Source organism: Streptomyces sp. NPDC086549, assembly GCF_044746205.1.
Taxonomy (GTDB): Bacteria; Actinomycetota; Actinomycetes; order Streptomycetales; family Streptomycetaceae; genus Streptomyces.
Window position 1 is genome coordinate 829,132 of the sequence record NZ_JBIVBS010000002.1, and the last position, 22,154, is coordinate 851,285.

The following is a 22,154-nucleotide window of genomic DNA, read 5'->3' on the forward strand; positions in this document are numbered from 1 at the left end:
CGGTCCAGCCCGGCCTGACCAGCCTGGAGGCCGAACCGGTATTCGACTCCTCTCCCTGGTACGAGGACACCGCCGCCGAGCAACTGCGGCAGGACCAGTGCCTGATGTCCGACGTGCTGCGGCTCGGCGGCCCGTCGATGGCCACGACCGCGCAGGACGGCCTCAACCAGCCCGCCGACAAGCTCCACGTCCTGGCCAACCGGGAGCACTGGGAGCAGACGCCGCTCGCCGTCGCGTTCAAGAAGGACCAGGACGCGGCGGGCAAGGAACTGGACGATCTCGACGCTCTCCGGAAGGAGTGGATGAAGCCCCTCGAAGGTCTGGCCACTCCCGTCGGAATCGCCGACTTCTACTGGCCGCCCGACGGCGAGAAGAGCTTCTACACCCAGACCGGTCTGTCGGCCTGGGTCGCCGACCGGTTCTGGCAGACCGATGACGGCTTCTACGAGGACGCCACCCCGAAGGCCGACGAGAAGACCCTCAAGGCCGTCGACGATCTGGGCGCTCCCATCTACGGCAAGGACCCCGACCCGACGGGCATGACGCAGGCGGAGTGGAACCGTGCGCTCGCCGAGCGCGACGCCTTCAAGTGGATGCACGGCGGTCCCTCCACGAACGCGGGGGCCGACGACGCCCGTATCTTCCTGTCCTCCGGTGGCTTCCCGCGTACCGCGCCGCAGCCTGGCACGCCGGAATACCGCATCGCCGTCGAGGATGTGAAATCCCGCTTCGCCGCGTGCGGTTGGCGGGACCCGCTCGACCCGGACAACGTCCTGGGTGACATCACCTCCACCGCGGCCGGCGAGTGGCAGCAGGAGGTCGCCTCCCAGGCCGCCCAGCGCAACCAGATCATCGACGCGAACGAGAATGCCGTCAGTGCCCTTTCCAAGGGCGCGAAGGCTCTCAGCGACATGCTGGGCCACTCCTGGGTCGCCGACCACCTCGCGCGCTGGCAGGACTACTGGGCGCCGGGCGGTCTCGGCTGGGTCGGCGACAGCCCGACGGTCATCGAGGTGCACGCCGCGAAGGACAAGTGCCTCGACGTCCAGGGCGGCAAGAAGGACAACGGCACGCCGGTCCAGGTGTACACGTGCAACGGCTCCGCGGCCCAGAAGTGGGTGCTCTGGGGCGGCGAGGACAGCCTTCACCTGGAGAACGTCAATGCCCTCAGGTGCCTTGACGTGGCGGGGAACAACGCGGCGAACGGCACGAAGATCCAGATCTCGTCGTGCAATTCCCCGGCCGCTGCCTGGGCGACTGAGCTGCGCGGCGCCACCGCCCTGAAGAACACCAGTACGGGTAAGTGCCTGGACCTGCACACCTTCGACAACGGCAACGATGCCCAGCTGTACACGTGCAACGGCAGTGTGGCGCAGAAGTTCGACATCAAGCCGACCGGCCACAACGGCGATGACAAGCTCGGCTACCCGGACAAGGCCCAGTTCGACAAGGCGAAGGCCGGTGTCGCGGCCGCCCAGGCCGGCGCGAAGAAGCAGCTCGCCGTACTCAAGGCGCAGCTCACCGCCGCGCAGAAGGCGGCCACGACATCGGACGCGGCCATCCAGGCCGCCTACGGCATCGCGGACACCAACGGCGCGCCCCGCGGCCGTGGTCTGCTGGTGGGTCAGCAGAAGGCACAGGTCACCAAGGGAGCGGTGGCCGCGCTGCAAGCGCTGGTGAAGGCCGGTGAGACCGCCGAGTCCGCCACCCGTGCCTCCGCCAGTGACAGCGCGACCATCGCGGAGCGCGCCCTGGCCCAGGCCGCCCAGTCGAAGGCCGAGTTCCGCAAGGAGGCCGCGAAGACCGCCGAATGGCAGGCCAAGTCCGCGGCGGACGCGGCCAAGGTGCACCGGGACAACGCCAAGAAGGACAAGGAGATAGCGGAGGCCAAGCTCACCGTCGCGCTGACGGCAGAGGGTGACGCCAAGGCGGCTGCCGCCGACGCGCACGCCAAGCGGCTCGCCGCCGAGGCCGAGGAGAAGACGGCCAAGGCGGAGAAGGAGAACGCCGCGGCCAAGCAGGCCGAGGCAGCCGAGCACCGCAAGAACGCCGAGTCCCAGGCATCGAGGGCGAAGGACGCCAAGGACAAGGCGGAGGCCGCGGAGAAGACCGCCGGGGCCCGGCGGGACGACGCGGTCAAGGCGAGCGACCACGCCGCTGCGATGCGGGACGACGCCTGGGACGCGGAGCAGAAGGCGGAGGCGGCCCGCGCCAAGGCCGACGCCAAGACCGCCTACGCCGACTCCCTGGACTCCGAGGACGCGGCGGACGCCGCCCGCGCCGCGGCGAACGACGCCGACAAGGCCGCCGACGACGCCGAAGCCGCTGCGACGAAGGCCCGCTTCGAGGCCGACGCCGCGACCCAGGCGGCAGCCGACGCGGATGCCGCGGCAACCCGCGCCGAGGCGGCCGCCAAGCGCGCCCGTGCCGACTCGGACGCCGCGCAGGCCGACAAACTAAAGGCGGACGCAGCGGTGAAAACCGCGACCAGCGCGGTCGCCGATGCCATCAAGGCCTCCCAGGACGCCTCCGCCGAGGCCAAGGCCGCGGTCAAGCTCGCCGACGAGGCCGAACAGCACGCCAAGGATGCCAAGACCCAGGCGAACGCCGCCAACGCGGAGGCCGCCAAGGCACTCGTGGCCGCGGCGAAGGCCGCTGGCTTCGCCCATGTCACTGCGCAGGCCGCCGTGGACGCCGGAGAGGCGGCGAAGCAGGTCGCCAACCCGGCCAACGACGCCATCCAGCTCGGCTCGCGCTATGTCGACACCGACTCCGCCGCCGGCCTGGTCGTGCTGACTGGTCAGGCGTCGAAGTCGATCGCCGAGCAGCAGCAGGCCGTCGCCGATGCCCACGCCAAGAACGCGGCAGCCGAGGCCCAGGCGGCCAAGAACCTCGCCGACCAGGCCAAGGGCGACGCCAAGGAGGCCTACCAGCACGCGGCCAACGCAGCCCAGTACGCCGCCGACGCCCGCACCTACTCCAAGGAAGCCCTCAGCTACGCGGCCGACGCGGCCAAGGTCGCCTCGGAGGCGGCCGATTCACTGGCCCGCACCGTCGAGTACGACAAGCAGGCAGCCGCCGACGCGGCAGCCGCCGACAAGGCAGCCGGAAACGCCGAAGGCTACGCCAAGGACGCCCGCGCCTCCGCCGACCAGGCCGAACTCGACGCGGCCGCTGCCCGCTCCGCAGCTGTCCAGGCCGAACAGGACGCCAAGGACGCCCGAGCAGCCGCCACTCGCGCTGACGCAGCAGCAACCGAGGCCGAACAGGCGGCGAAGGACGCCGACAAGTACGCCAAGGAAGCCCAGGAAGCAGCCGCCAGGGCCGAGCAAAAGGAGAACGGGAAGCAAATCGACGCCGGAACCGTCGTCGATGAGAAGGGCTCCATCGGCAACATGTTCTATGTCGTCGACCATATCGAGAAGGTCGGCAATCCGGAGGTCGTCAAGAAGACGGACGGCTGCGACGGCGTGATCGACAAGCTCTTCTACAAGGGCGACTGCACGATCACTGCGAAGATCCGGTACAAGGCGATCCTCGACCTGTACCTGTGCACCGCACAGGATCTGAACCTGAAGAAGTTCACGTGCCCCTCCAGCGCGACGCAGTACCTGGGCGAATACCCGACCAAGGAACTGTCCCAAGAGGTCACGCACACCATCACCATCGCGGAATACCAGCAGAACATCGACCCGATCGACATCCTCTTCGGCAGCTGGATCAGGTGCGCCCAGAAGCTCACCCCCGGCGGTGAGGGAGGAAGCTGGGGCGGATGTGCCTGGGCGTCCCTGGACGTCGCTTCTCTGTTCGCGGGCAAGATCCTCAGGCCGATCGCCGACGCGGTCAGGGCAGTGGACGCGGCCGCGAGGACCGGCATCGAGTTCGAGGAAGCGTGGAAGGCCCTGCGCGCCCTCGGCCTGCCCGAAGAGGCCATGGCCAGCATCGGCACCAGGGCACTTAGGCAATTGGAAAAGTGGTGCGTGGAGGGGGCTGCTCGCAGTGGTGTCGTCCGCGCCGCGGGCGGTGGAGGTGCGTACTGCAAGTGGCTGGAGCTAGGCGGTCCCGGCACATGGATTGCCGAAAGCGAGGGCATGTCGCAGGCCGACCGCGCCTACGAGCAGATGGTGACCAATGGGGTCCCCTCCGGGATTTCCTACAAGGTTCCTGCAGCCTGGAGGAAGAGCGGGTACGTCAAGTTCGACGGCTACCAGAACGGGACTCTCATCGACGCCAAGAACCAGGCGCTGAACGACAGGATGTTCACCGCTGAAGGCAAGCTCCAGAAGTGGGTCACAGAACCAGTCAAGCAGGCGAAGGACCAGGCCCGAGCGGCAGGAGACGTGCCGATCATCTGGTACGTCTCTGATGAGAGGACAGCCACGGCCTTCAAGTACATGATGGCCGACAACGAGATCAAGGGCATCACGGTCATCTTCAGACGCGGCCCAGCGTGAAACGCCCCCGGGGTGTCTCCTACTGTTGACGGTGGGAGACCCCCGGGCCGACAACCCAGTACAGAGAGAGACTTTCTGTGAGTTACAGCCCGTCGATCTACAAGTTCGTCGAAGGCAGCGATGAGCCCGTTCCCTTGGACATGGATGTCGTTCGGGCGGTTCTCAGTCCTTACGACGTCGGTAACCCGAAACTCACGATGATGGAGGACGGGCGCCTGCAGTACTGGGTCCGGGCCGCGGACGGCAGTGAGGCCGAGATCTTCGTCGACGAGACCGGCATCCAGGTGGAGCGTCCGCATTCCGGGTCCGGCGTATTCGCCATCGTGGCCGAACTTGCCTCACGGCTGGAAGCGGTGATCTTCGAACCGCGCGAGGGCGTATTCCTCTGCGGCACCGAAGCGCATGCGCACCTTCCTGCAGACATGCAGGAGGAAGTCGTACTGATCGAGATGACGGGTGAGGCCGTGGAGGCCGCCCTGATCGGACCACGGCTTTCCTGACTGTGCAGGGTCCGCACACCAGTCGTGCGGGCCTCTGTACATGTCGGTGGCTTCGACAGGGTTTGTGTCCCCACTTGGGCCGACACGGCTTGGTCATTGCAACACCCCTCAGGGTCTGGTGTTGCGACCACCTCTAGAACCCAAGCCGTCCAAATGGGGCCAGTTCACGCTGTCGAAGCCAGCAACCCCTCCCATCGGCCCTGTTGGTGTCATCGAAAGTAGAGGCATGCATTCCGAACGGAACGACAGCGGGCCGCTCGCGGGGGCGGCGGACGGCGGCTGCAATCCGGCTCCGGCCTCGGCGGGGCCCGACGGCCCGCAGGGCGCGGCGACCGCAGAGAGCGCCGGGCACCAGGAGTTCATCCTGGACATCGGGCTCAGCTGGCTCGCGTCGAAGGCCCCCTACCCACTGTGGCTCTCTGCCGAGGATTACGACAGGTTCGTGCCCCGAAGCGGGCCGGTGGACGTCCAGCTCCGCCTGGTGGAGGATGCCGTCACCGCGTGCAGCCGCACGATCATCATGCAGATCGGTGAAGACGTGCGGAGGCTGCTGGGTTCGCCGCTGCCGGACGAGGTGCTCCGCACCGTGTGGCTCGGAGCCACGAAGCGCTACTTCGACCCCGCGGAGCACGGCCTGACAGGGCGGGAGTGGTTGCGCCGCATCGAAGCGGCGTGGATCACCGGCATCCGCCGGGCCGACGCGGCATTCGTCCCGTCCCCGCCGCAGCCGGTAACGGACGTCCGACTGCGAAGGGCCGTACTGGGACAGATCGGTGCCGTCGCCGACGTGCTGGAACATGCGGCCGCCAGCGGGTCGGTTCCGGACCTGGTTCCGGCGCTCGAGCGGGTTGTCAGCGAAGCCTGTGCGGACCTCGGGTTCCGGCTGTTCCTGAGGACCATGAAGGCATACTTCGTGGAGATCGACGAGGACCGCTGCGACGCGTTCACCGCCCTCGGCGAACGTTTCGGCTACCCGGAGTTCCTCGTGGACGACAACCTCAACGTCAGGTAGGGCCGACTCGTCCGACGGGTGTCACTCGGGCCCCGCCGAAGCCGAGCCACACCGGCTCCGGCCTCGGCGGGGCCTGCTTCGCTCTCCCGCTGTGCCGGCTACTCAATGTGAAGGTGAAAGGCCACCTGAAAGGCCGGGGCGGATTCGCCGTCAAGACGGCCTACCCGATGTAGAAGAATGCCTATGTAACGGACATCGGGCTGACCTGGGTCGCCTCGCGGTGGAGCCTGGTGGACACGTTCAACCGGGAGCCGGGCCGCCACCCCCGCCCCGAGGGCGGCACCGTCGCGGAATGGCTCGGCTTCGCGGAACTGGCGTGACCGGCCCGACTGACGCCGGAGCACAGGGGCGGGCGGAGTGGCGATATCCGCCCGCCCCTGTGGCAAGTCCGCGCCCGACCACGATTTTCCGTGGATGCGCGATGGAGTCCGGACCGGGCGTGACCGACCCCACCCGCCATCCCGTTCAAACTCCGTTAACAATGGACTGTGATCTCTCCGGTCTCCTCGATGCCCCGGAGCGCCCACCGGCAGCGGCCGGAGGCGACTCCCTACGTGGACCTCACCCGTGCCGAGTGGAGCGCGCTGCGCGACAAGACGCCGCTGCCGCTCACCGCCGAGGAGGTCGAGAAGCTGCGCGGCCTCGGCGATGTCATCGACCTCGACGAGGTGCGGGACGTCTACCTGCCGCTGTCCCGGCTCCTGAATCTCTACGTCGGCGCCACCGACGGGCTCAGAGGGGCGCTGAACACGTTCCTGGGCGAGGGGGGCTCCCAGTCCGGCACACCCTTCGTGATCGGGATCGCCGGATCCGTGGCGTGCGGCAAGTCGACCGTGGCCCGTCTGCTCCAGGCCCTCCTGTCCCGCTGGCCCGAGCACCCGCGCGTGGAGCGGGTCACGACCGACGGCTTCCTGCTGCCGACCGGGGAGCTCCAGGCCCGCGGACTGATGTCGCGGAAGGGATTCCCCGAGTCGTACGACCGCCGGGCGCTGACCCGGTTCGTCGCCGACATCAAGGCGGGCAAGGACGAGGTCACCGCCCCCGTCTACTCCCACCTCATCTACGACATCGTGCCGGGCGAGAAGCTCGTCGTACGCCGGCCCGACATCCTGATCGTCGAGGGTCTGAACGTCCTGCAGCCCGCCCTCCCCGGCAAGGACGGCCGCACCCGCGTCGGCCTCGCCGACTACTTCGACTTCAGCGTGTACGTCGACGCGAACGCCGACGACGTCGAGCGCTGGTACCTCAGCCGCTTCAAGAAGCTGCGCCAGACGGCCTTCCAGGACCCGTCCTCGTACTTCCGCAAGTGGACCCAGGTCTCCGAGGAGGAGGCCCTCGACTACGCGCGCACCCAGTGGCGCACGATCAACAAGCCCAACCTGGTCGAGAACATCGCCCCAACCCGCGGCCGCGCCACCCTCGTCGTGCGCAAGGGCCCGGACCACAAGGTGCAGCGGCTGCGCCTGCGAAAACTGTGACCGCTAGCCTGCGGGCATGCTGCACCTACGCCTGATCACCCCGGCCGAGCACACCGACGATGCGGTCCGGATCATCGAAAAGACGGTCGGCACCACCCATCTCGTGGTGGTGCCGGGCGCGGCGCGCAACCCGGCCGGGGATGTCGTCATGTGCGATGTGGCCCGGGAGGCGGCCGACGAACTCATTGCCGCGCTGCGGGCGTTGGGCATCGACGAGACGGGCTCGATCGCGGTCGAGAACATCGATCTGTCGCTGTCCAGGCGGGCCGACAAGGCCGAGGAGGAGGCGCCGGGCGAGGGCGCGGACGCGGTGCTGTGGGAGCACCTGGAGGAAGCGACGCACGAGGAGTCGACGCTGTCCGTCACGTACGTCGCCTTCCTCACCATCGCCACGATGATCGCGGCCTGCGGTGTGGTGCTGGACAACGCGATCCTGATCGTGGGCGCCATGGCGGTGGGACCGGAGTTCGGGCCGCTGGCGGGCCTGTCCACGGCCCTCGTCCAGCGTGCACCGCGACTCGCGCTGCGCTCACTGAACGCACTCGTCGTGGGCTTCGCGGTGGCCCTGCTGGTGACGGTCGGCTTCACCTACTTCATGGACGCCGTCGATCTGTTCACCAAGGTGCGGCTGGAGGCCGAGCGGCCCAACACCAACTTCATCTATCGGCCCGACGCGTTCTCGTTCGTCGTCGCGGTCCTGGCGGGCGCCGCCGGCACCCTGTCGCTGACGTCGGCGAAGTCGGGTGCCCTGGTGGGCGTGGCGATCTCGGTGACGACGGTCCCGGCGGCGGCGAACGCGGCCGTGGCCTTCACCTTCACCGAGTACCGGCAGGCGTGGGGCTCCACGGAACAGCTGCTGCTGAACCTGCTGGGAATCGTCCTGGCCGGGACACTCACGCTGCTGGCCCAGAAGTGGTTCTGGGCCAGGCAGCGGGAACGTACGGCGAAGACGATGCGCGTCTAGGACGTCCTAGCCGAGGGCCGACTTCACGGCGTCGGCCAGGCGGCCGGCGACCGAGCGGGCCTGCTCGATGTCCGCGGCCTCGACCATGACGCGCACCAGCGGCTCGGTGCCCGACGGGCGCAGCAGCACCCGCCCGGTGGAGCCGAGTTCACGCTCGGCCTCGGCGACGGCGGCCGCGAGGTCGGCGGACGTGCGGACCCGCGACCTGTCGACGTCCGGAACGTTGATGAGCACCTGCGGCAGCCGCTCCATGACCGACGCGAGGTCCCGCAGCGTACGGCCGGTCTGCGCGACCCGCGCCGCCAGCAGCAGGCCGGTCAGCGTGCCGTCGCCGGTGGTGGCGTGGTCGAGGATGATGACGTGCCCGGACTGCTCGCCGCCGAGGGCGAAGTCGTGCTCCTTCATCTCCTCCAGGACGTACCGGTCGCCGACGGCGGTCTGCACGAGGTGGATGCCCTCGCGCTCCATGGCCAGCTTGAAGCCCAGATTCGACATCACGGTCGCGACGACGGTGTCGGAGCGCAGTGCGGAACGCTCCCGCATCGCCAGCGCGATCACGGCCAGAATCTGGTCGCCGTCCACATCGTCGCCGGTGTGGTCCACGGCCAGGCAGCGGTCGGCGTCGCCGTCGTGCGCGATGCCGAGGTCGGCGCCGTGCTCGACGACGGCGGCCTTGAGCTTGTCCAGGTGGGTGGAGCCGCAGCCGTCGTTGATGTTGAGGCCGTCCGGCTCGGCACCGATGGTGACGACCTCGGCTCCGGCCCGCGTGAAGGCCTCGGGCGAGACACCGGCGGCCGCGCCGTGCGCCTCGTCCAGGACGATCTTCAGCCCGTCGAGACGGTTGGGGAGTACGCCGAGGAGGTGGGCGACGTACTGCTCGAAGCCCTCGTCGTACGAGCGCACCCGCCCGACGCCCGCACCGGTGGGCCGCTCCCAGGGCTCGCCGTGCCGGTGGGACTCGTACACGGCCTCGATCTTGTCCTCCAGCTCGTCGGCGAGCTTGTGGCCGCCGCGGGCGAAGAACTTGATGCCGTTGTCGGGCATGGCGTTGTGGCTGGCGGAGAGCATGACACCGAGGTCCGCGCCCAGCGCGCCGGTGAGGTGGGCGACGGCGGGCGTCGGGAGGACACCGACCCGCAGTACGTCCACGCCCGCGCTCGCCAGGCCCGCGACCATGGCGGCCTCCAGGAACTCCCCGGACGCGCGCGGATCCCGTCCGACCACCGCCTTCGGCCTGTGGCCCTCGAAGGTGCCCGCCTCGGCCAGCACGTGCGCCGCCGCGACGGACAGGCCGAGCGCCATCTCGGCCGTCAGGTCCGCGTTGGCGACACCGCGCACGCCGTCCGTGCCGAAGAGTCGTCCCACTTGTCCTCCTGAGGAAGCGTCAGTTTCGGAAGCCGTAGGCATTCGATGGTTCGATGCCGGGTCGGTGCGGCTCCGCATCCCAGGCATTCCATGCCTGAACATCCGATCACACTAGCCTTTGAGCTACTTGTGCCATTAGACCCAAAGATGTGTGATAAACGAATGCCCCGGCGGCACTGTGGCGTGCCGCCGGGGCGTTCGAAGTACGAGCAGGCAGCGAGATTAGCGCTTGCTGTACTGCGGGGCCTTGCGGGCCTTCTTCAGACCGGCCTTCTTGCGCTCGACCGCACGGTCGTCGCGCTTGAGGAAGCCGGCCTTCTTGAGCGGGCCGCGGTTGTTGTCGACGTCGGCCTCGTTCAGCGCACGGGCGACACCGAGACGGAGCGCACCGGCCTGACCGGAGACACCGCCACCAGCGATGCGGGCGATGACGTCGTAACGACCCTCGAGCTCGAGCACCTTGAAGGGCTCGTTGACTTCCTGCTGGTGCACCTTGTTCGGGAAGTAGTCCTCGAGGGTGCGACCGTTGATCTTCCACTTGCCGGTGCCCGGAACGATCCGGACGCGGGCAATGGCGTTCTTGCGACGGCCCAGGCCGGCGGCCGGCTGGGGCTCGCCGAAGCGGGAGGCCAGGGACTCCGAGGTGTACTCGCCCTCGACGGGAACCTCGGACTCGGTGGTGTAGCTGTCGATGTCGACGAGCTCGGTCTCTTCGAGCGGCTGCTCGGCAGTGGTCTCGGCCACGATTCTCCTCAGATTCTCTTCGGTCTTAGGGGGTGGCCGGACTTACTGCGCGACCTGGGTGATCTCGAACGGCACCGGCTGCTGGGCAGCGTGCGGGTGCTGGTCGCCCGAGTAGACCTTCAGCTTGGAGAGCATCTGACGGCCCAGGGTGTTCTTGGGGAGCATGCCCTTGACGGCCTTCTCGATGGCCTTCTCAGGGTTCTTGGCGAGCAGCTCGTCGTAGCGGACGGAGCGCAGACCACCCGGGTAGCCGGAGTGGCGGTACGCCATCTTCTGGGTCCGCTTGTTGCCGGAGAGGTGCACCTTGTCGGCGTTGATGATGATGACGAAGTCACCGGTGTCGACGTGAGGGGCGTAGATCGGCTTGTGCTTGCCCCGCAGAAGGGACGCGGCGGTCGTGGCGAGACGACCCAGGACGACGTCCTGGGCGTCAATGACGTGCCACTGGCGCGTCACATCGCCGGGCTTGGGGCTGTACGTACGCACGGTTCGTAGCCTTCGCTTCGAGTGAATGGTCCTGACAAGGTCACCGAAGACGATCACGACAGCCCTGACCGCACTGCGGTGACGCAAACCGCGTGCTGGTCGCTGGTCATCGGCCCGGTGGACCGGTGTAAGGGCCCGTCCCGTGAGAATGAGCAAGCCAATACACAACGAACAGGCAGAATACCCGGGCCGCGGCACCCCGGTCAAAACGGGTCCGCTGCCGCAGGGCTCCGCCGATTCGAACCACCAGTGTAAGCCGGTCCCCGGGCGCCCCCGTCCGACGGCCCGCGGCGGGATTGGAAGGTTTGAGACATATCCGCGCCCGACATAACCGGGCATTACGGAAATTCGATTGACCCGTTCCGTCCACTTCCTTCCACGCGACCTCTTCCTTCCGCTCGACCCCTTCCCTCCGCTCGGCCTCGGACGCGTGTCCCGCGAAGCCGCCACGGCTCCGCCCCGGGGTCCGGCGCCGTGCTCGTCGGCGCTCTTCGCCTGCGAAATTTTCATACCGCCCGTGGTTGCCACTCCGCGTGACGCGATCGCGACCGGACGTCCCATCCCCCGCCCGGTCTGCCCCGAGGCGCCCGCTTCACCCTCCCCCACACGCCGGAGCCGGCCCCTCGTAAGCGCCGGGGTGAGATGTCTCGCACTGCGGGGAAAGGTCCACTATCGCCTCTCGTAGAGGCGCACCTGCACCCCCGGTCCCCCGTCTAAGATGCGCCCCATGAATTATGGGCAGGGGGGACCCCAGTCCCAGTGGGATCCCTGGAAACCGCAGTCTCAGCAGCCCTGGAGCAGCAGCAGCGGCGGCCCGTCCCCGGACTGGGCCGCGCTCGCCGATGCCTCGGAGGCGAGGAGCAAGCGGCGCAGAGTGCTGTTCATCGGCGGCGGCGCGATAGCCACCTTGGCGGTCGGCACGGCCGTCGCCATGGCCGTGGTGTCCGCGAACGGTGACAACAACGCCTCGGGGCAGCCGACCAACCTGCCCGCGAGCGCCTCCATACCCAGCGACTCGGCGAACCCGGCGCCGTCCTTCGAGCCCACCAGCGCCCCGCCGCCGCTGGACCCGAAGGACTTCATATCCAGCGTGGAGAAGGACACGGCGCCGCTCAGCGCCGAGACCCTCTTCCCGGGCACCCAGCTGACCATGGGCGAGACCGTCTACAAGAAGGGTTCCACGGCCGACACCAAGAACTGTGCCTCGGCCGCGCAGGGCACCCTCCCCAAGGTCCTCACCGCCAACGGCTGCACCCGCGTGCTGCGCGTCAGCTACATCAAGGACGGCGTGGCGGTGACCGTCGGAGTCGCCGTCTTCGACACGGAGGTCCAGGCCGCCAAGGCCAAGGGCGCGGCAGCGGGCAAGCAGAGCATCGTGAAGTCGCTCGCCGGCAAGGGCATCAAGGCCTTCTGCGACTCGGCCGTCTGCCGCACCACGACCAATGCCTACGGCCGCTACGCCTACTTCACCATCGCCGGCTTCACCAACGGCAAGAACGTGACGACCAAGGACACCAAGGTCTTCTCGACCGGGGACGACCTGGCCGAGTTCACGTTCCGCCAGATCCGCCGCCGGGGTGAGGCACAGGCCTCGGCCGCGGCCAACAGGTAGCCGCGGCCGCCGCGCTACTTCTTCAGACGCAGCCGGATCGGCACCACCGCCGACTCCAGCTGCGTCCGCAGGGTCATCTTCGAGACGCCCTCGGTCCGCTCCTCGAAGCGGATCGGGATCTCGGCGGCGCTGTGTCCGGCCCGTACGGCCTTGTACTTGAGCTCGACCTGGAAGCTGTAGCCCGCGCTGTCCAGGGAGGAGAGGTCCACGTCACGCAGGGTGACCGCGGACCACAGGTTGAAGCCCGCCGTGATGTCCCGGATCCGGGTGCCCAGCACGGCCCGGGCGTAGGCGTTGGCGAAGCGGGACAGCAGGACCCGGTGGACCCCCCAGTCCTCGTCCAGCGAGCCCCCGTCGACGTACCGGCTGCCGATGACCAGGCCCGCCCCGGACGTCACCGCCTCGTCCAGCATCCGCGGCACCGCCTCCACCGGATGGCTGCCGTCGGCGTCCATCTGGACGACGTACTCGGCGCCCTCCTCCAGCGCGGCGCTCATGCCCGCCGTGTACGCCCGCCCCAGCCCGTCCTTCTCGGTCCGGTGCAGCACGCTCATCCGGCGCCGTCCGTCGGCGTTGTACTTGTCCGCGAGCTCCTCGGCGATCCGTCCGGTGCCGTCCGGGCTGGAGTCGTCGACGACCTTCAGGTGCAGGCCGGCCAGCGGCAGCCCGAGCACCGCCTCGGCCATCCGCGGCAGGTTCGCCGCCTCGTTGTACGTCGGCATCACCACGGTGACCCGAGCGTCCCGGTACGACTCGTCCATCTCTTATCCCTCCCCATTCAGCGCGGGTCTACCCAGCGCCGAGAACCGCCAGCCCGCCGCGGTCCAGCGTTCCACGTCGAGCGCTCCCCGGCCGTCCACGATCCGCGGACGGCGCACCAGCGACCGGGCCCACTCCGGGTCGATCGCCCGGAACTGCGGCCACTCGGTCAGATGCAGGACCAGGTCGGCCCCGCGCAGCGCGTCCTCGGCCGTCATCGCGTACCCGAGCAGCGGGAACGCCTTGCGGGCGTTGTCCATCGCCGCGGGGTCGTGCACCGTGACGTCGGCCCCGTCGAGCCGCAGCCGGGCCGCCACGTTGAGTGCGGGCGAGTCGCGGATGTCGTCCGAGTCGGGCTTGAAGGCCGCGCCCAGGACGGTGATCCGTGCGCCCAGCACATCTCCCCCGCACAGCTCGCGGGCGAGCTCCACCACCCGGTCGCGGCGCCGCATGTTGATCGCGTCGACCTCGCGCAGGAAGGCCAGCGAGACACCGAGTTCGTCGGCGCGGTGGGCGAAGGCGCGGATGTCCTTGGGCAGGCAGCCGCCGCCGAAACCGACCCCGGAGCGCAGGAAGCGGCTGCCGATCCGGTCGTCGTGCCCCAGAGCCTCGGACAGCTTCGTCACGTCCCCGCCCGCGACCTCGCAGACCTCCGCCATCGCGTTGATGAAGGAGATCTTCGTGGCGAGGAAGGCGTTCGCTGCCGTCTTCACCAGCTCGGCCGTCGGGAAGTCGGCGGTCACGACCGGGGTCCCGGCGGCGAGGACGGGCGCGTACACCTCGCGCAGAATCGTTTCGGCACGGGTCGAGCGCACCCCGAACACCAGCCGGTCCGGCCGCAGCGTGTCCTCGACGGCGAACCCCTCCCGCAGGAACTCCGGGTTCCAGGCGACCTCGGGCACGCAGGCGTCCGCGAGCCGCCCCGCCGTGCCCACCGGCACCGTCGACTTGCCGACCAGCAGCGCGTCCGGCGCCGCGTGCCCGGCGATCGCCGCGAAGGCCGCGTCCACGTAGATCAGGTCGGCGCCCTCGGAGTCCTTGAGCTGCGGGGTGCCCACGCACACGAAGTGCACGTCGCCGAAGCCCCCGGCCTCCTCGTACGACGTGGTGAAGCGCAGCCGGCCGCTCGCCGTGTGCTTCGCGATCAGCTCGGGCAGCCCCGGCTCGTGGAAGGGCACCCGCCCGGCCCGGAGCGCGGCGACCTTGTCGGGGTCGACGTCGACGCCGAGCACCTCGTGGCCGAGCTCCGCCATGCAGGCGGCGTGGGTGGCACCGAGATAGCCGGTGCCGATGACGGTGAGCCGCATGAGTACGGTCTTTCGTGATCAGGGGTGGAGAGGGGGGGCGGGGGGCTCAGGAGGTCTTCGCCCACACCCGGTACGTACCGGTACCGCCCGAGCTGAGCCGGAACGGGATCTTGCCGACCAGCCGGTAGTGCCCGCTCTCGGTGACCTGCCGCTCGATGTACGCGTCGAAGCCCGGCGTCGCGACCCCGTCCAGGACGACGAGGTCGAAGTAGCCGTCCCGGAGAGCGAGACGGTAGCCCTCGTTCCCGTGGTGGACGACGCCCTTCTTGTCCGCGTAACCGATGCCGTAGGTGGAGGTCCACTGGGAGTGGTCCGTCTTGTCCCGCAGGTAGTAGACGGGCACCTCGTAGGTCTCGCCGAGGTAGTGGCTCTTCGGCTTCATGTACGGCTCGATCGCCTTGACCATGTTCGTGGAGTCGGGCCACAGCCCGTACCGCCACTCGGACTGCGAGACGCCCAGGCACAGGGCGCTGACCCAGATCAGGATGCCCAGCTGCGGGTAGCGGAAGTGCTTGCCGACCAGCCGGATCACGCCGATGCCCGCCATCGGGGCGGCGAAGAGCAGACCGAAGTCGAGGTGCTTGTAGAGCGAGACGGCGGTGTGCAGATGGATCTGGTACGCCGGTGCCAGCAGCGCGGTCCCGGTCAGGGTCACGCCGAGCAGGGCACGCCAGCGCCAGCCGGGGCCGTGCAGGCCGTAGGAGCGGGGCGACTCGTTCATGCGGCCGCGCAGCGCGTAGGCGACGGCCCCCGCGACGGCGGTGGCGAACATCAGCCCGCCCCACTCCGCGGACTTCTGCAGCAGCGCGGACGCGGCTTCGGTGCCGTGGGCGCGGTTGGTGGTGGTCTGGCGGACGCCGGCGAGCACATCGGTGTACATCAGGCCGGCCCCGGCCAGGACGGCGGTGCCGACACCCAGCAGGAGCGCGCGCGGCACGCAACGCCAGCCGCGGTGATGCCAGGCGGTCAGCGCGGCGAGGACGACCAGTGTGGGGACGTAGAGCGCGGAGGCGTACTTCACCGCGACCGCCAGCACCATGACCGGCGCCGCGAGCAGCACGGCGAGCGCGGGCGCACGGCTGGTGCGGACGATGATCCACGCCGACAGGGCCAGCAGGAAGATCGCCGGGGCGTCGTAGGTGGCGAACCAGCCCAGCACGATCGTCGGCTGGGTGACCGCGAACAGCGCGGCCGCCACCAGCGCGACCCGTTCGTTGAACAGCCGCCGGGTGAAGGAGTACAGCAGCACGGTGGCGCCCAGCATGCAGAGCAGGCTGAGTACACGGGCCCCGGACAGGCCGAAGTACCCGTCGACGAAGGCCGCTGCCACGGGGTAGAGCATCGGCGACCCGGAGAAGTACGACTCGTAGCCGCTGTGCAGCGGGGTGCCGTTCGTCCAGTGGTCCATGATGTTGTGGCCCGCCGCCAGGTACAGGGCCTCGTCCTGGAACGCCGTGTTGGACAGCATCAGCGACAGGATCGTCTGGACGACCAGGAGGATGGCGAGAACCCCGCGGCTGACCCAGGCCCGCCGACGGCTCGGGGTGTCGTCCCAGCCCGCGTCCGGGGTCTCGGGGATGTGATAGCCCGGTTCCGCCGGTGCCGGTTCCGGTTCCGCCGGTGCCGGCTCCGCCACCGTGCGCAGTGCGAACGTCGGCTGGTCGTCCTGGTCGTCCTGCTGCTGGTACGGGTACACCCGTGGGTCGTAGTCGTAACCCTGGGGGACCTCGTAGCCCTGAGGGACCTCGTAGCCCTGAGGGACCTCGTAGCCCTGAGGGCCCTCGTAGCCCTGAGGGCCCTCATGACCGTCGTGGCTCGGCTGCCGCGGAACGTACCCGTCGGAGTTGAACCATCCGCCGGCCTCGCCGTCGTCGGCGTAGGGGTCGTAGGGCCGGGGAGTGTAGTGCTCGGGGCGCGAGGTCATGACGGCTTCCGTACGTCGAAGCCGAAACGGTCGTCGGCGGCCAGGTGCTTGAACTCCTTCAATGCCAGCGGGCTCGCCTCCAGCCGCCAGTCGGCGCGCTTCTTGTGGTTGAACCAGATGAAGCCGATCATGTCGTCGTCGGCCTCGACGCCCGCGAACAGGTTGCGGACGTCGGCACGGCGCCGCTCGCCGGGCACGGCGGCGGTCTCCAGCAGGAGCATCGGCTTCTTGGTGAAGGTGCGGATCTGGTCCCGGGTGGGCCCGAACACGCTGTCGAATGCGTTGTCCTGGCCCGCCGTGAAGTAGCCGACCAGACCGATCCAGTCGACGTAGGCGTCACCCGGGTAGTACGGCTTCAGCTTCACGTCCGGCACCGGGTTGACGATGTTCGGCGCCCAGGCCCAGATGACGTTGGAGGCGCCGGCGTCCAGGAACGTCTTGTGGATGTGCCGCCAGGCGGCCACGTACTGCGCGGGGGTCGTGCCCTGGGTCCCCCACTTCTCCCAGTGGCCGTTGAACTCGTCCGCGAAGTCGACCACCACGGGCAGGTTCAGCTTCCGGACCGCCGTCGCGTACTCCTTGATGTACGCGTCCGACTTCCCGGCGGCGATGTCACCGATCGAGGTGTCGAAGGGTTCCCAGGACATCAGCGTCAGCGCGCCCTCGGCCCACGCCCTGCGCACCCCGCTGGCGTCGAAGCCGTCACCCCAGCCCGCGTAGTACTCGATCAGGTTGGGCTGCTTGCCGACCATCTTCGTGTAGGCGCCGACGGCCTTCATGGAGGTCGGCGCCCCGGCAACGGCGGCACCGAAGTACTTCTTCGCGGGCTTCAGCAGCGGCACCACGTCGTAGGGGACGTCCGAGCCGGTGCTCGCGGAGGGGTCCGCACCGGCGGCCCTGCCCTGCCCCTCCCGCGAGGAGTCGTCACCGAGGAGGGAGCAGCCACTGAGGGCGAGCACGGTGAGCAGGGAGGCGGCAAAGAGCGCCCACCCCTTGAGGAAACGATTCTCCAGAAGCATCAGACAGCCGCCTCCGACCGGGGCTGCACCAGGACACGGCCCACGACCAGGGCGTAGAAGAGCCCGGAGGACAGGATCAGGGCGAAGTCCGGGGCGTTCATGGTGAACGTCCGGTACACCGCCGCGGTCACCCAGACCAGGGCCGTGCCGCCGCTCCACACCCACATGCCGATCCAGAAGCGCCGGGTCTTGTTCTTCTTGGCGCCGGAGGAACCGGTCGGCTGCCAGCCCATGCGGTTCTTGCGCAGGATGTCCCAGATGGCGAAGACATGCGCCCAGCCGTACATCATGCGGGCCGCCCAGGCCTCCAGGCGGTAGGGCGCCTTGTGCCACATCGGGAAGATGATCGTGGTGTAGAGGATGCTGGGCGCCACCAGGAGCAGGTGCTCGACCTTGAGCTTCTCCGGCATCATCAGCAGCAGCACGATCGGGATCACCGGCGCCGCGAAGGTGAACAGCGCGGTGTGGATGTAGTAGAAGAACCCGGACATGTAGCACAGGCGACTGGAGAACTTGATCTTGCGCTGCCAGAACTTCCGGCTGCCGAGCAGGCTCATCGAGCCCGAGCACCAGCGGTACTGCTGATTGAAGAAGGCTCCCGCGCTGTCCGGGCACACGCCGGTGGAGACGGCGACGGGCACATAGCGCAGGTCCCAGCCCAGGCCACGCAGGTCGAAGCCGGTGTGTACGTCCTCGGAGTGCTCGATCAGCGTCGTGCCGCCGTTGGTCTCCAGCGCCGCACGTCGGTAGACGGCGCAGCTGCCGACGCAGATCGCGCCGTCGCTGCCCTGCCGGGAGACCTGCACGGACCGGTAGAACAGCTCCTGCACCGCACCCGCGCCACGCTCGATCCAGTTCTGCGAGTCCAGCACGCGGAAGTACTGCGGGGACTGGACGATCCCGATGCGCGGGTCGTCGTCCATGTACGGCAGGATCTCCTCGAGCAGGTCGGCGCGCGGGGTGAAGTCGGCGTCCAGGATGAGGATGAACTCCCCGGCGGACTGGCCGAAGCCGAAGTGCAGGTTGCCGGCCTTCTTGAACCAGCCGCGGTTCTCCCGGGTGCCGTAGCGGAACCCGAAGTCGTGGGCCATCGCCTCCAGCTCGGGGCTGGCGCCGTCGTCGAGGACGAACGGCAGGCAGATGCCGGGGTAGCGGTCGGCCATCGCCCGCACGTGCCGCCAGGTGTTGTGCAGCACCTCGATGGGCTCACCGCACACCGGCAGGAACACGTCGACCGACGGGTACACCTCCGGCCGCCAGTTCTGGACCAGCTGCCGGTGGTGCGCGATGTCGAAGTCCCGGGTGAAGCCGTTCACCCGCAACGACACCAGGTAGTAGACGACCGTGAAGACGAGCAGCGGCGTGTAGATCCACAGCACCGGCGTGGACTGCGCCAGCTTGAACTGGCTCGCCACCAGGCAGCAGAAGCTGACGAGCGAGCTGATCGTCAGGATCCACAGATGCCGACGCGCGTAGGAGTACTTCTCCTTGTCCGTCGGCGGCAGCGGCAACAGCCCCAGCGAAGCGTTCTGACCACGTCCGGCCCGTCGCCGCCCACCGCTCTGGCGCACGGCACGACGCCCCCCGGTCCGCACGGGACCCACTGAACTCATCGGATTTCCTACCCCGGGCCGGAACGACCCGTCGACCCCCCAGCCAACCCCGGCCACCCCATGCGAACTGGCGTCCAGGCCGGGCAACTTTAACCGAGTGGTGTGAATCTGGTAAGTGACAGCATGGCACTTACGCCGGGTAAGTCCCGACATGAGGCATATCCGATGCGAAATGCGGGGTAACTAACAGGTTTCACATCCTGGCGAACGAGACAACGTCCGCTTGTTCCGCGCCTCCTTGTTCCGCGCGGCCAGCAGTTCGTCGGCGGGGTAGCCGACCTCCTCCAGAGTCAGCCCGTGCGGCCGTACGACATGCACGGCCGAGTCCCGGACCCCGGCCGCGAGCACCTTCCCCGGCCAGTCGGGCGCACGGTGCCCGTCCCCCACGAACAGCAGCGCCCCGATCAGCGAGCGCACCATGTTGTGGCAGAAGGCGTCGGCGCGCACGGTGGCGGTGATGATCCCGTCGGCACCGCGCGCCAGACTCAGCTCCTGGAGCGTACGGATCGTGGTCGCGCCCTCCCGCTTCTTGCAGTAGGCGGCGAAGTCGTGCTCCCCCAGCAGCCGCTCGGCGGCCTCGTTCATGGCGTCCACGTCGAGCGGCCAGTCGTGCCAGAGGACGTGGCCCCGCAGCAGCGGGTCCACACCGCCCGGGTTGTCGGTGACGCGGTAGGCGTAGCGCCGCCAGACGGCGGAGAAACGGGCGTTGAAGCCGCTGGGCGCCTCCCTGAGGGCCCACACCCGTACGTCCCTCGACAGGCGCCCGGCGAGCCGCTTGAGCAGCTTCTCGTGATGCTCACGCCAGACCTGTTCGGGCAGATCGACATGCGCGACCTGTCCCCGCGCGTGCACCCCGGCGTCGGTGCGCCCGGCGACGGTCAGCTCGTACGCCGTGTCCCCCGACCGGGTCACCGTGCGCAGGGCGTCCTCGATCTCCCCCTGCACGGTCCGCTTCCCGCCGGCCTGCTTGGCCCACCCGTGGAAGTCGGAACCGTCGTAGGACAGGTCGAGGCGGATACGGACGTAACCGGGCTGTACTTCGTCACTCACTCCTGGATCCTCTCAGGAAACGCGGAACGGGCCCGCCCCCCGAGGGGCGGACCCGTTCACTGCAAGGCAGAGCCTCAGGCGTCCTTGGACTCTTCGGCCGGAGCCGCGTCCTCGACGACCTCGTCGGCCTTGGTCTCCTCGACCTTGGCCTCCTCGGCCTCCTTGACCGCGCGCTTCGTCGCGGCCTCGGCCTCACCGGTCGCCTGCTGCGCCACCGTCAGCGCCTCGACCAGCTCGATGACAGCCATGGGCGCGTTGTCGCCACGGCGGTTACCGATCTTGGTGATGCGGGTGTAGCCACCCGGACGGTTCTCGTAACGCGGGCCGATCTCGGTGAAGAGCGTGTGGACGATGCTCTTGTCCGTGATGACCTGGAGCACCTGACGGCGGTTGTGAAGGTCGCCCTTCTTCGCCTTGGTGACCAGACGCTCGGCGTACGGGCGCAGGCGGCGGGCCTTCGCCTCGGTGGTGGTGATACGGCCGTGCTCGAAGAGCGACTTCGCGAGGTTCGCGAGGAGCAGCTTCTCGTGCGCGGCGCTGCCGCCCAGACGGGCACCCTTGGTGGGCTTCGGCATTGTTCATCTCCTGTGTGTCTGCCCCGGCCGTGTCAGGTACCGGGGTCAGTATCCGAGCGGGCGGTTGCCCGTCGGAGATCCGGGGCCCTTCCGGGCCCCGGAGGTGGGAAACGGTCAGTACCGGATCAGTACTGCTCAGTCTCCACGAAACCCGCGTCCGCGTCGTCGTCGGCGCCGAAGGCGTCGGCGGCGGCGGTCGGGTCGAATCCGGGCGGGCTGTCCTTCAGGGCCAGGCCCATGCCGGCCAGCTTCGCCTTGACCTCGTCGATCGACTTCGCACCGAAGTTGCGGATGTCGAGGAGGTCGGCCTCGGAGCGGGCGACGAGCTCACCCACGGAGTGGATGCCCTCACGCTTGAGGCAGTTGTAGGAGCGGACCGTGAGCTCCAGCTCCTCGATCGGCAGCGCGAGGTCGGCGGCCAGGGCGGCGTCCGTGGGGGACGGGCCCATGTCGATGCCCTCGGCGTCGATGTTCAGCTCGCGGGCGAGACCGAACAGCTCGACCAGGGTCTTGCCGGCCGACGCCATGGCGTCACGCGGACGCATGGCCTGCTTCGTCTCGACGTCGACGATCAGCTTGTCGAAGTCGGTCCGCTGCTCGACACGCGTGGCCTCGACCTTGTACGTGACCTTCAGAACCGGCGAGTAGATGGAGTCGACCGGGATACGGCCGATCTCCTGGCCCACCTGCTTGTTCTGCACGGCGGAGACGTAGCCGCGACCGCGCTCGACGGTCAGCTCCATCTCCAGCTTGCCCTTGCCGTTGAGCGTGGCGAGGACCAGGTCGGGGTTGTGCACCTCGACACCGGCCGGGGGCGCGATGTCGGCGGCGGTGACCAGACCCGGACCCTGCTTGCGCAGGTACATCACGACCGGCTCGTCGTGCTCCGAGGAGACGACCAGCTGCTTGATGTTGAGGATCAGGTCGGTGACATCCTCCTTGACGCCCGGCACGGTGGTGAACTCGTGCAGGACACCGTCGATGCGGATGCTGGTGACAGCAGCGCCGGGGATCGACGACAGGAGGGTGCGGCGGAGGGAGTTGCCGAGGGTGTAGCCGAAGCCCGGCTCCAGCGGCTCGATCACGAACCGGGAGCGGAACTCGTCGACGACCTCTTCGGTCAACGAGGGACGCTGAGCGATCAGCATGTGTGGATCAGATCCTTCATTCGTGGACGCCCGCTATTTGACGCCCTACGGAAACCGCGCTCGTGAAAGTGCGGGTACTGCAAGGGTACGGGCGGTACGGCCCCTGTACGGAGCCGTACCGCCCGAAACCGCTGTCTCGCGAAG

Annotated in this window: 17 protein-coding genes; 6 read left to right on the plus strand and 11 right to left on the minus strand. The window is 68.8% G+C overall.

Translation table 11 applies throughout. The features are described 5' to 3' along the window. The first annotated feature begins 104 nt into the window (after positions 1 to 104). The 5 genes from ACIPSA_RS10435 (at position 105) to ACIPSA_RS10455 (ending at position 8,408) form a co-directional block, all read left to right on the plus strand. Positions 105 to 4,454, plus strand: a complete 4,350-nt coding sequence (locus ACIPSA_RS10435) for a ricin-type beta-trefoil lectin domain protein (protein ID WP_402631757.1) — start codon at positions 105 to 107, stop codon at positions 4,452 to 4,454. Between the two features lie 77 nt (positions 4,455 to 4,531). Next, entirely contained in the window at positions 4,532 to 4,954 is a 423-nt protein-coding gene (locus ACIPSA_RS10440; RefSeq protein ID WP_402631443.1) for a hypothetical protein, read from the plus strand. Positions 4,955 to 5,180: 226 nt separating this feature from the next. Next, positions 5,181 to 5,966: a hypothetical protein gene (locus ACIPSA_RS10445; RefSeq protein ID WP_402631446.1), complete on the plus strand. Its 786-nt coding sequence runs from the start codon at positions 5,181 to 5,183 to the stop codon at positions 5,964 to 5,966. A gap of 509 nt (positions 5,967 to 6,475) precedes the next feature. Then, the gene (coaA, locus tag ACIPSA_RS10450; RefSeq protein ID WP_402631760.1) at positions 6,476 to 7,444 is read left to right on the plus strand and encodes a type I pantothenate kinase; all 969 of its coding nucleotides are present in this window, start codon (positions 6,476 to 6,478) and stop codon (positions 7,442 to 7,444) included. Between the two features lie 16 nt (positions 7,445 to 7,460). Further along, on the plus strand, positions 7,461 to 8,408 hold the full coding sequence (locus ACIPSA_RS10455) for a DUF389 domain-containing protein (RefSeq protein ID WP_402631449.1): 948 nt from the start codon (positions 7,461 to 7,463) through the stop codon (positions 8,406 to 8,408). Positions 8,409 to 8,414: 6 nt separating this feature from the next. Here ACIPSA_RS10455 and glmM read toward each other — a convergent pair whose 3' ends face one another. The 3 genes from glmM to rplM all read right to left on the minus strand — a co-directional run bounded on the left by glmM (position 8,415) and on the right by rplM (position 11,003). Next, positions 8,415 to 9,773, minus strand: coding sequence for a phosphoglucosamine mutase (gene glmM / locus ACIPSA_RS10460; protein WP_402631452.1), 1,359 nt, complete (start codon positions 9,771 to 9,773; stop codon positions 8,415 to 8,417). 222 nt (positions 9,774 to 9,995) lie between these two features. Beyond that, entirely contained in the window at positions 9,996 to 10,517 is a 522-nt protein-coding gene (gene rpsI / locus ACIPSA_RS10465; protein ID WP_235456313.1) for a 30S ribosomal protein S9, read from the minus strand. Positions 10,518 to 10,559: 42 nt separating this feature from the next. After that, on the minus strand, positions 10,560 to 11,003 hold the full coding sequence (rplM, locus tag ACIPSA_RS10470; protein ID WP_402631455.1) for a 50S ribosomal protein L13: 444 nt from the start codon (positions 11,001 to 11,003) through the stop codon (positions 10,560 to 10,562). Between the two features lie 727 nt (positions 11,004 to 11,730). On the opposite strand from rplM, the gene ACIPSA_RS10475 reads away from it, so the two are divergent. Next, positions 11,731 to 12,615, plus strand: coding sequence for a hypothetical protein (locus ACIPSA_RS10475; RefSeq protein ID WP_402631458.1), 885 nt, complete (start codon positions 11,731 to 11,733; stop codon positions 12,613 to 12,615). A 14-nt stretch (positions 12,616 to 12,629) separates the two neighbouring features. Here ACIPSA_RS10475 and ACIPSA_RS10480 read toward each other — a convergent pair whose 3' ends face one another. The 8 genes from ACIPSA_RS10480 to ACIPSA_RS10515 all read right to left on the minus strand — a co-directional run bounded on the left by ACIPSA_RS10480 (position 12,630) and on the right by ACIPSA_RS10515 (position 22,010). Next, positions 12,630 to 13,376, minus strand: coding sequence for a polyprenol monophosphomannose synthase (locus ACIPSA_RS10480; protein ID WP_402631461.1), 747 nt, complete (start codon positions 13,374 to 13,376; stop codon positions 12,630 to 12,632). 3 nt (positions 13,377 to 13,379) lie between these two features. Then, positions 13,380 to 14,681, minus strand: a complete 1,302-nt coding sequence (locus ACIPSA_RS10485; RefSeq protein WP_402631464.1) for a UDP-glucose dehydrogenase family protein — start codon at positions 14,679 to 14,681, stop codon at positions 13,380 to 13,382. A 46-nt stretch (positions 14,682 to 14,727) separates the two neighbouring features. Continuing rightward, entirely contained in the window at positions 14,728 to 16,605 is a 1,878-nt protein-coding gene (locus ACIPSA_RS10490) for an ArnT family glycosyltransferase (protein WP_402631466.1), read from the minus strand. Then, positions 16,602 to 17,624: a glycoside hydrolase family 26 protein gene (locus ACIPSA_RS10495; RefSeq protein ID WP_402631469.1), complete on the minus strand. Its 1,023-nt coding sequence runs from the start codon at positions 17,622 to 17,624 to the stop codon at positions 16,602 to 16,604. Before ACIPSA_RS10495 ends, ACIPSA_RS10490 begins: the two co-directional genes overlap by 4 nt. Then, complete coding sequence (locus ACIPSA_RS10500) at positions 17,624 to 19,039, minus strand: glycosyltransferase family 2 protein (RefSeq protein WP_402631763.1); 1,416 nt, start codon at positions 19,037 to 19,039, stop codon at positions 17,624 to 17,626. Before ACIPSA_RS10500 ends, ACIPSA_RS10495 begins: the two co-directional genes overlap by 1 nt. Positions 19,040 to 19,420: 381 nt before the next feature. Beyond that, positions 19,421 to 20,287 (minus strand): tRNA pseudouridine(38-40) synthase TruA, encoded by an 867-nt coding sequence (gene truA / locus ACIPSA_RS10505; RefSeq protein WP_402631472.1) that lies wholly within the window; start codon positions 20,285 to 20,287, stop codon positions 19,421 to 19,423. A gap of 74 nt (positions 20,288 to 20,361) precedes the next feature. Beyond that, positions 20,362 to 20,862: a 50S ribosomal protein L17 gene (rplQ, locus tag ACIPSA_RS10510; protein WP_402631475.1), complete on the minus strand. Its 501-nt coding sequence runs from the start codon at positions 20,860 to 20,862 to the stop codon at positions 20,362 to 20,364. Positions 20,863 to 20,987: 125 nt separating this feature from the next. Next, positions 20,988 to 22,010: a DNA-directed RNA polymerase subunit alpha gene (locus ACIPSA_RS10515; protein WP_003966937.1), complete on the minus strand. Its 1,023-nt coding sequence runs from the start codon at positions 22,008 to 22,010 to the stop codon at positions 20,988 to 20,990. Positions 22,011 to 22,154: the final 144 nt, after the last annotated feature.

Coding starts and splice junctions, on each gene's coding strand:
- ACIPSA_RS10435 (WP_402631757.1), top strand. CDS start 105: ATGTCCGACGTGCTGCGGCTCGGCGGCCCGTCGATGGCCACGACCGCG.
- ACIPSA_RS10445 (WP_402631446.1), top strand. CDS start 5,181: ATGCATTCCGAACGGAACGACAGCGGGCCGCTCGCGGGGGCGGCGGAC.
- coaA (WP_402631760.1), top strand. CDS start 6,476: ATGCCCCGGAGCGCCCACCGGCAGCGGCCGGAGGCGACTCCCTACGTG.
- ACIPSA_RS10455 (WP_402631449.1), top strand. CDS start 7,461: ATGCTGCACCTACGCCTGATCACCCCGGCCGAGCACACCGACGATGCG.
- ACIPSA_RS10475 (WP_402631458.1), top strand. CDS start 11,731: ATGAATTATGGGCAGGGGGGACCCCAGTCCCAGTGGGATCCCTGGAAA.
- ACIPSA_RS10480 (WP_402631461.1), bottom strand. CDS start 13,376: ATGGACGAGTCGTACCGGGACGCTCGGGTCACCGTGGTGATGCCGACG.
- ACIPSA_RS10485 (WP_402631464.1), bottom strand. CDS start 14,681: ATGCGGCTCACCGTCATCGGCACCGGCTATCTCGGTGCCACCCACGCC.
- ACIPSA_RS10490 (WP_402631466.1), bottom strand. CDS start 16,605: ATGACCTCGCGCCCCGAGCACTACACTCCCCGGCCCTACGACCCCTAC.
- ACIPSA_RS10495 (WP_402631469.1), bottom strand. CDS start 17,624: ATGCTTCTGGAGAATCGTTTCCTCAAGGGGTGGGCGCTCTTTGCCGCC.
- rplQ (WP_402631475.1), bottom strand. CDS start 20,862: ATGCCGAAGCCCACCAAGGGTGCCCGTCTGGGCGGCAGCGCCGCGCAC.
- ACIPSA_RS10515 (WP_003966937.1), bottom strand. CDS start 22,010: ATGCTGATCGCTCAGCGTCCCTCGTTGACCGAAGAGGTCGTCGACGAG.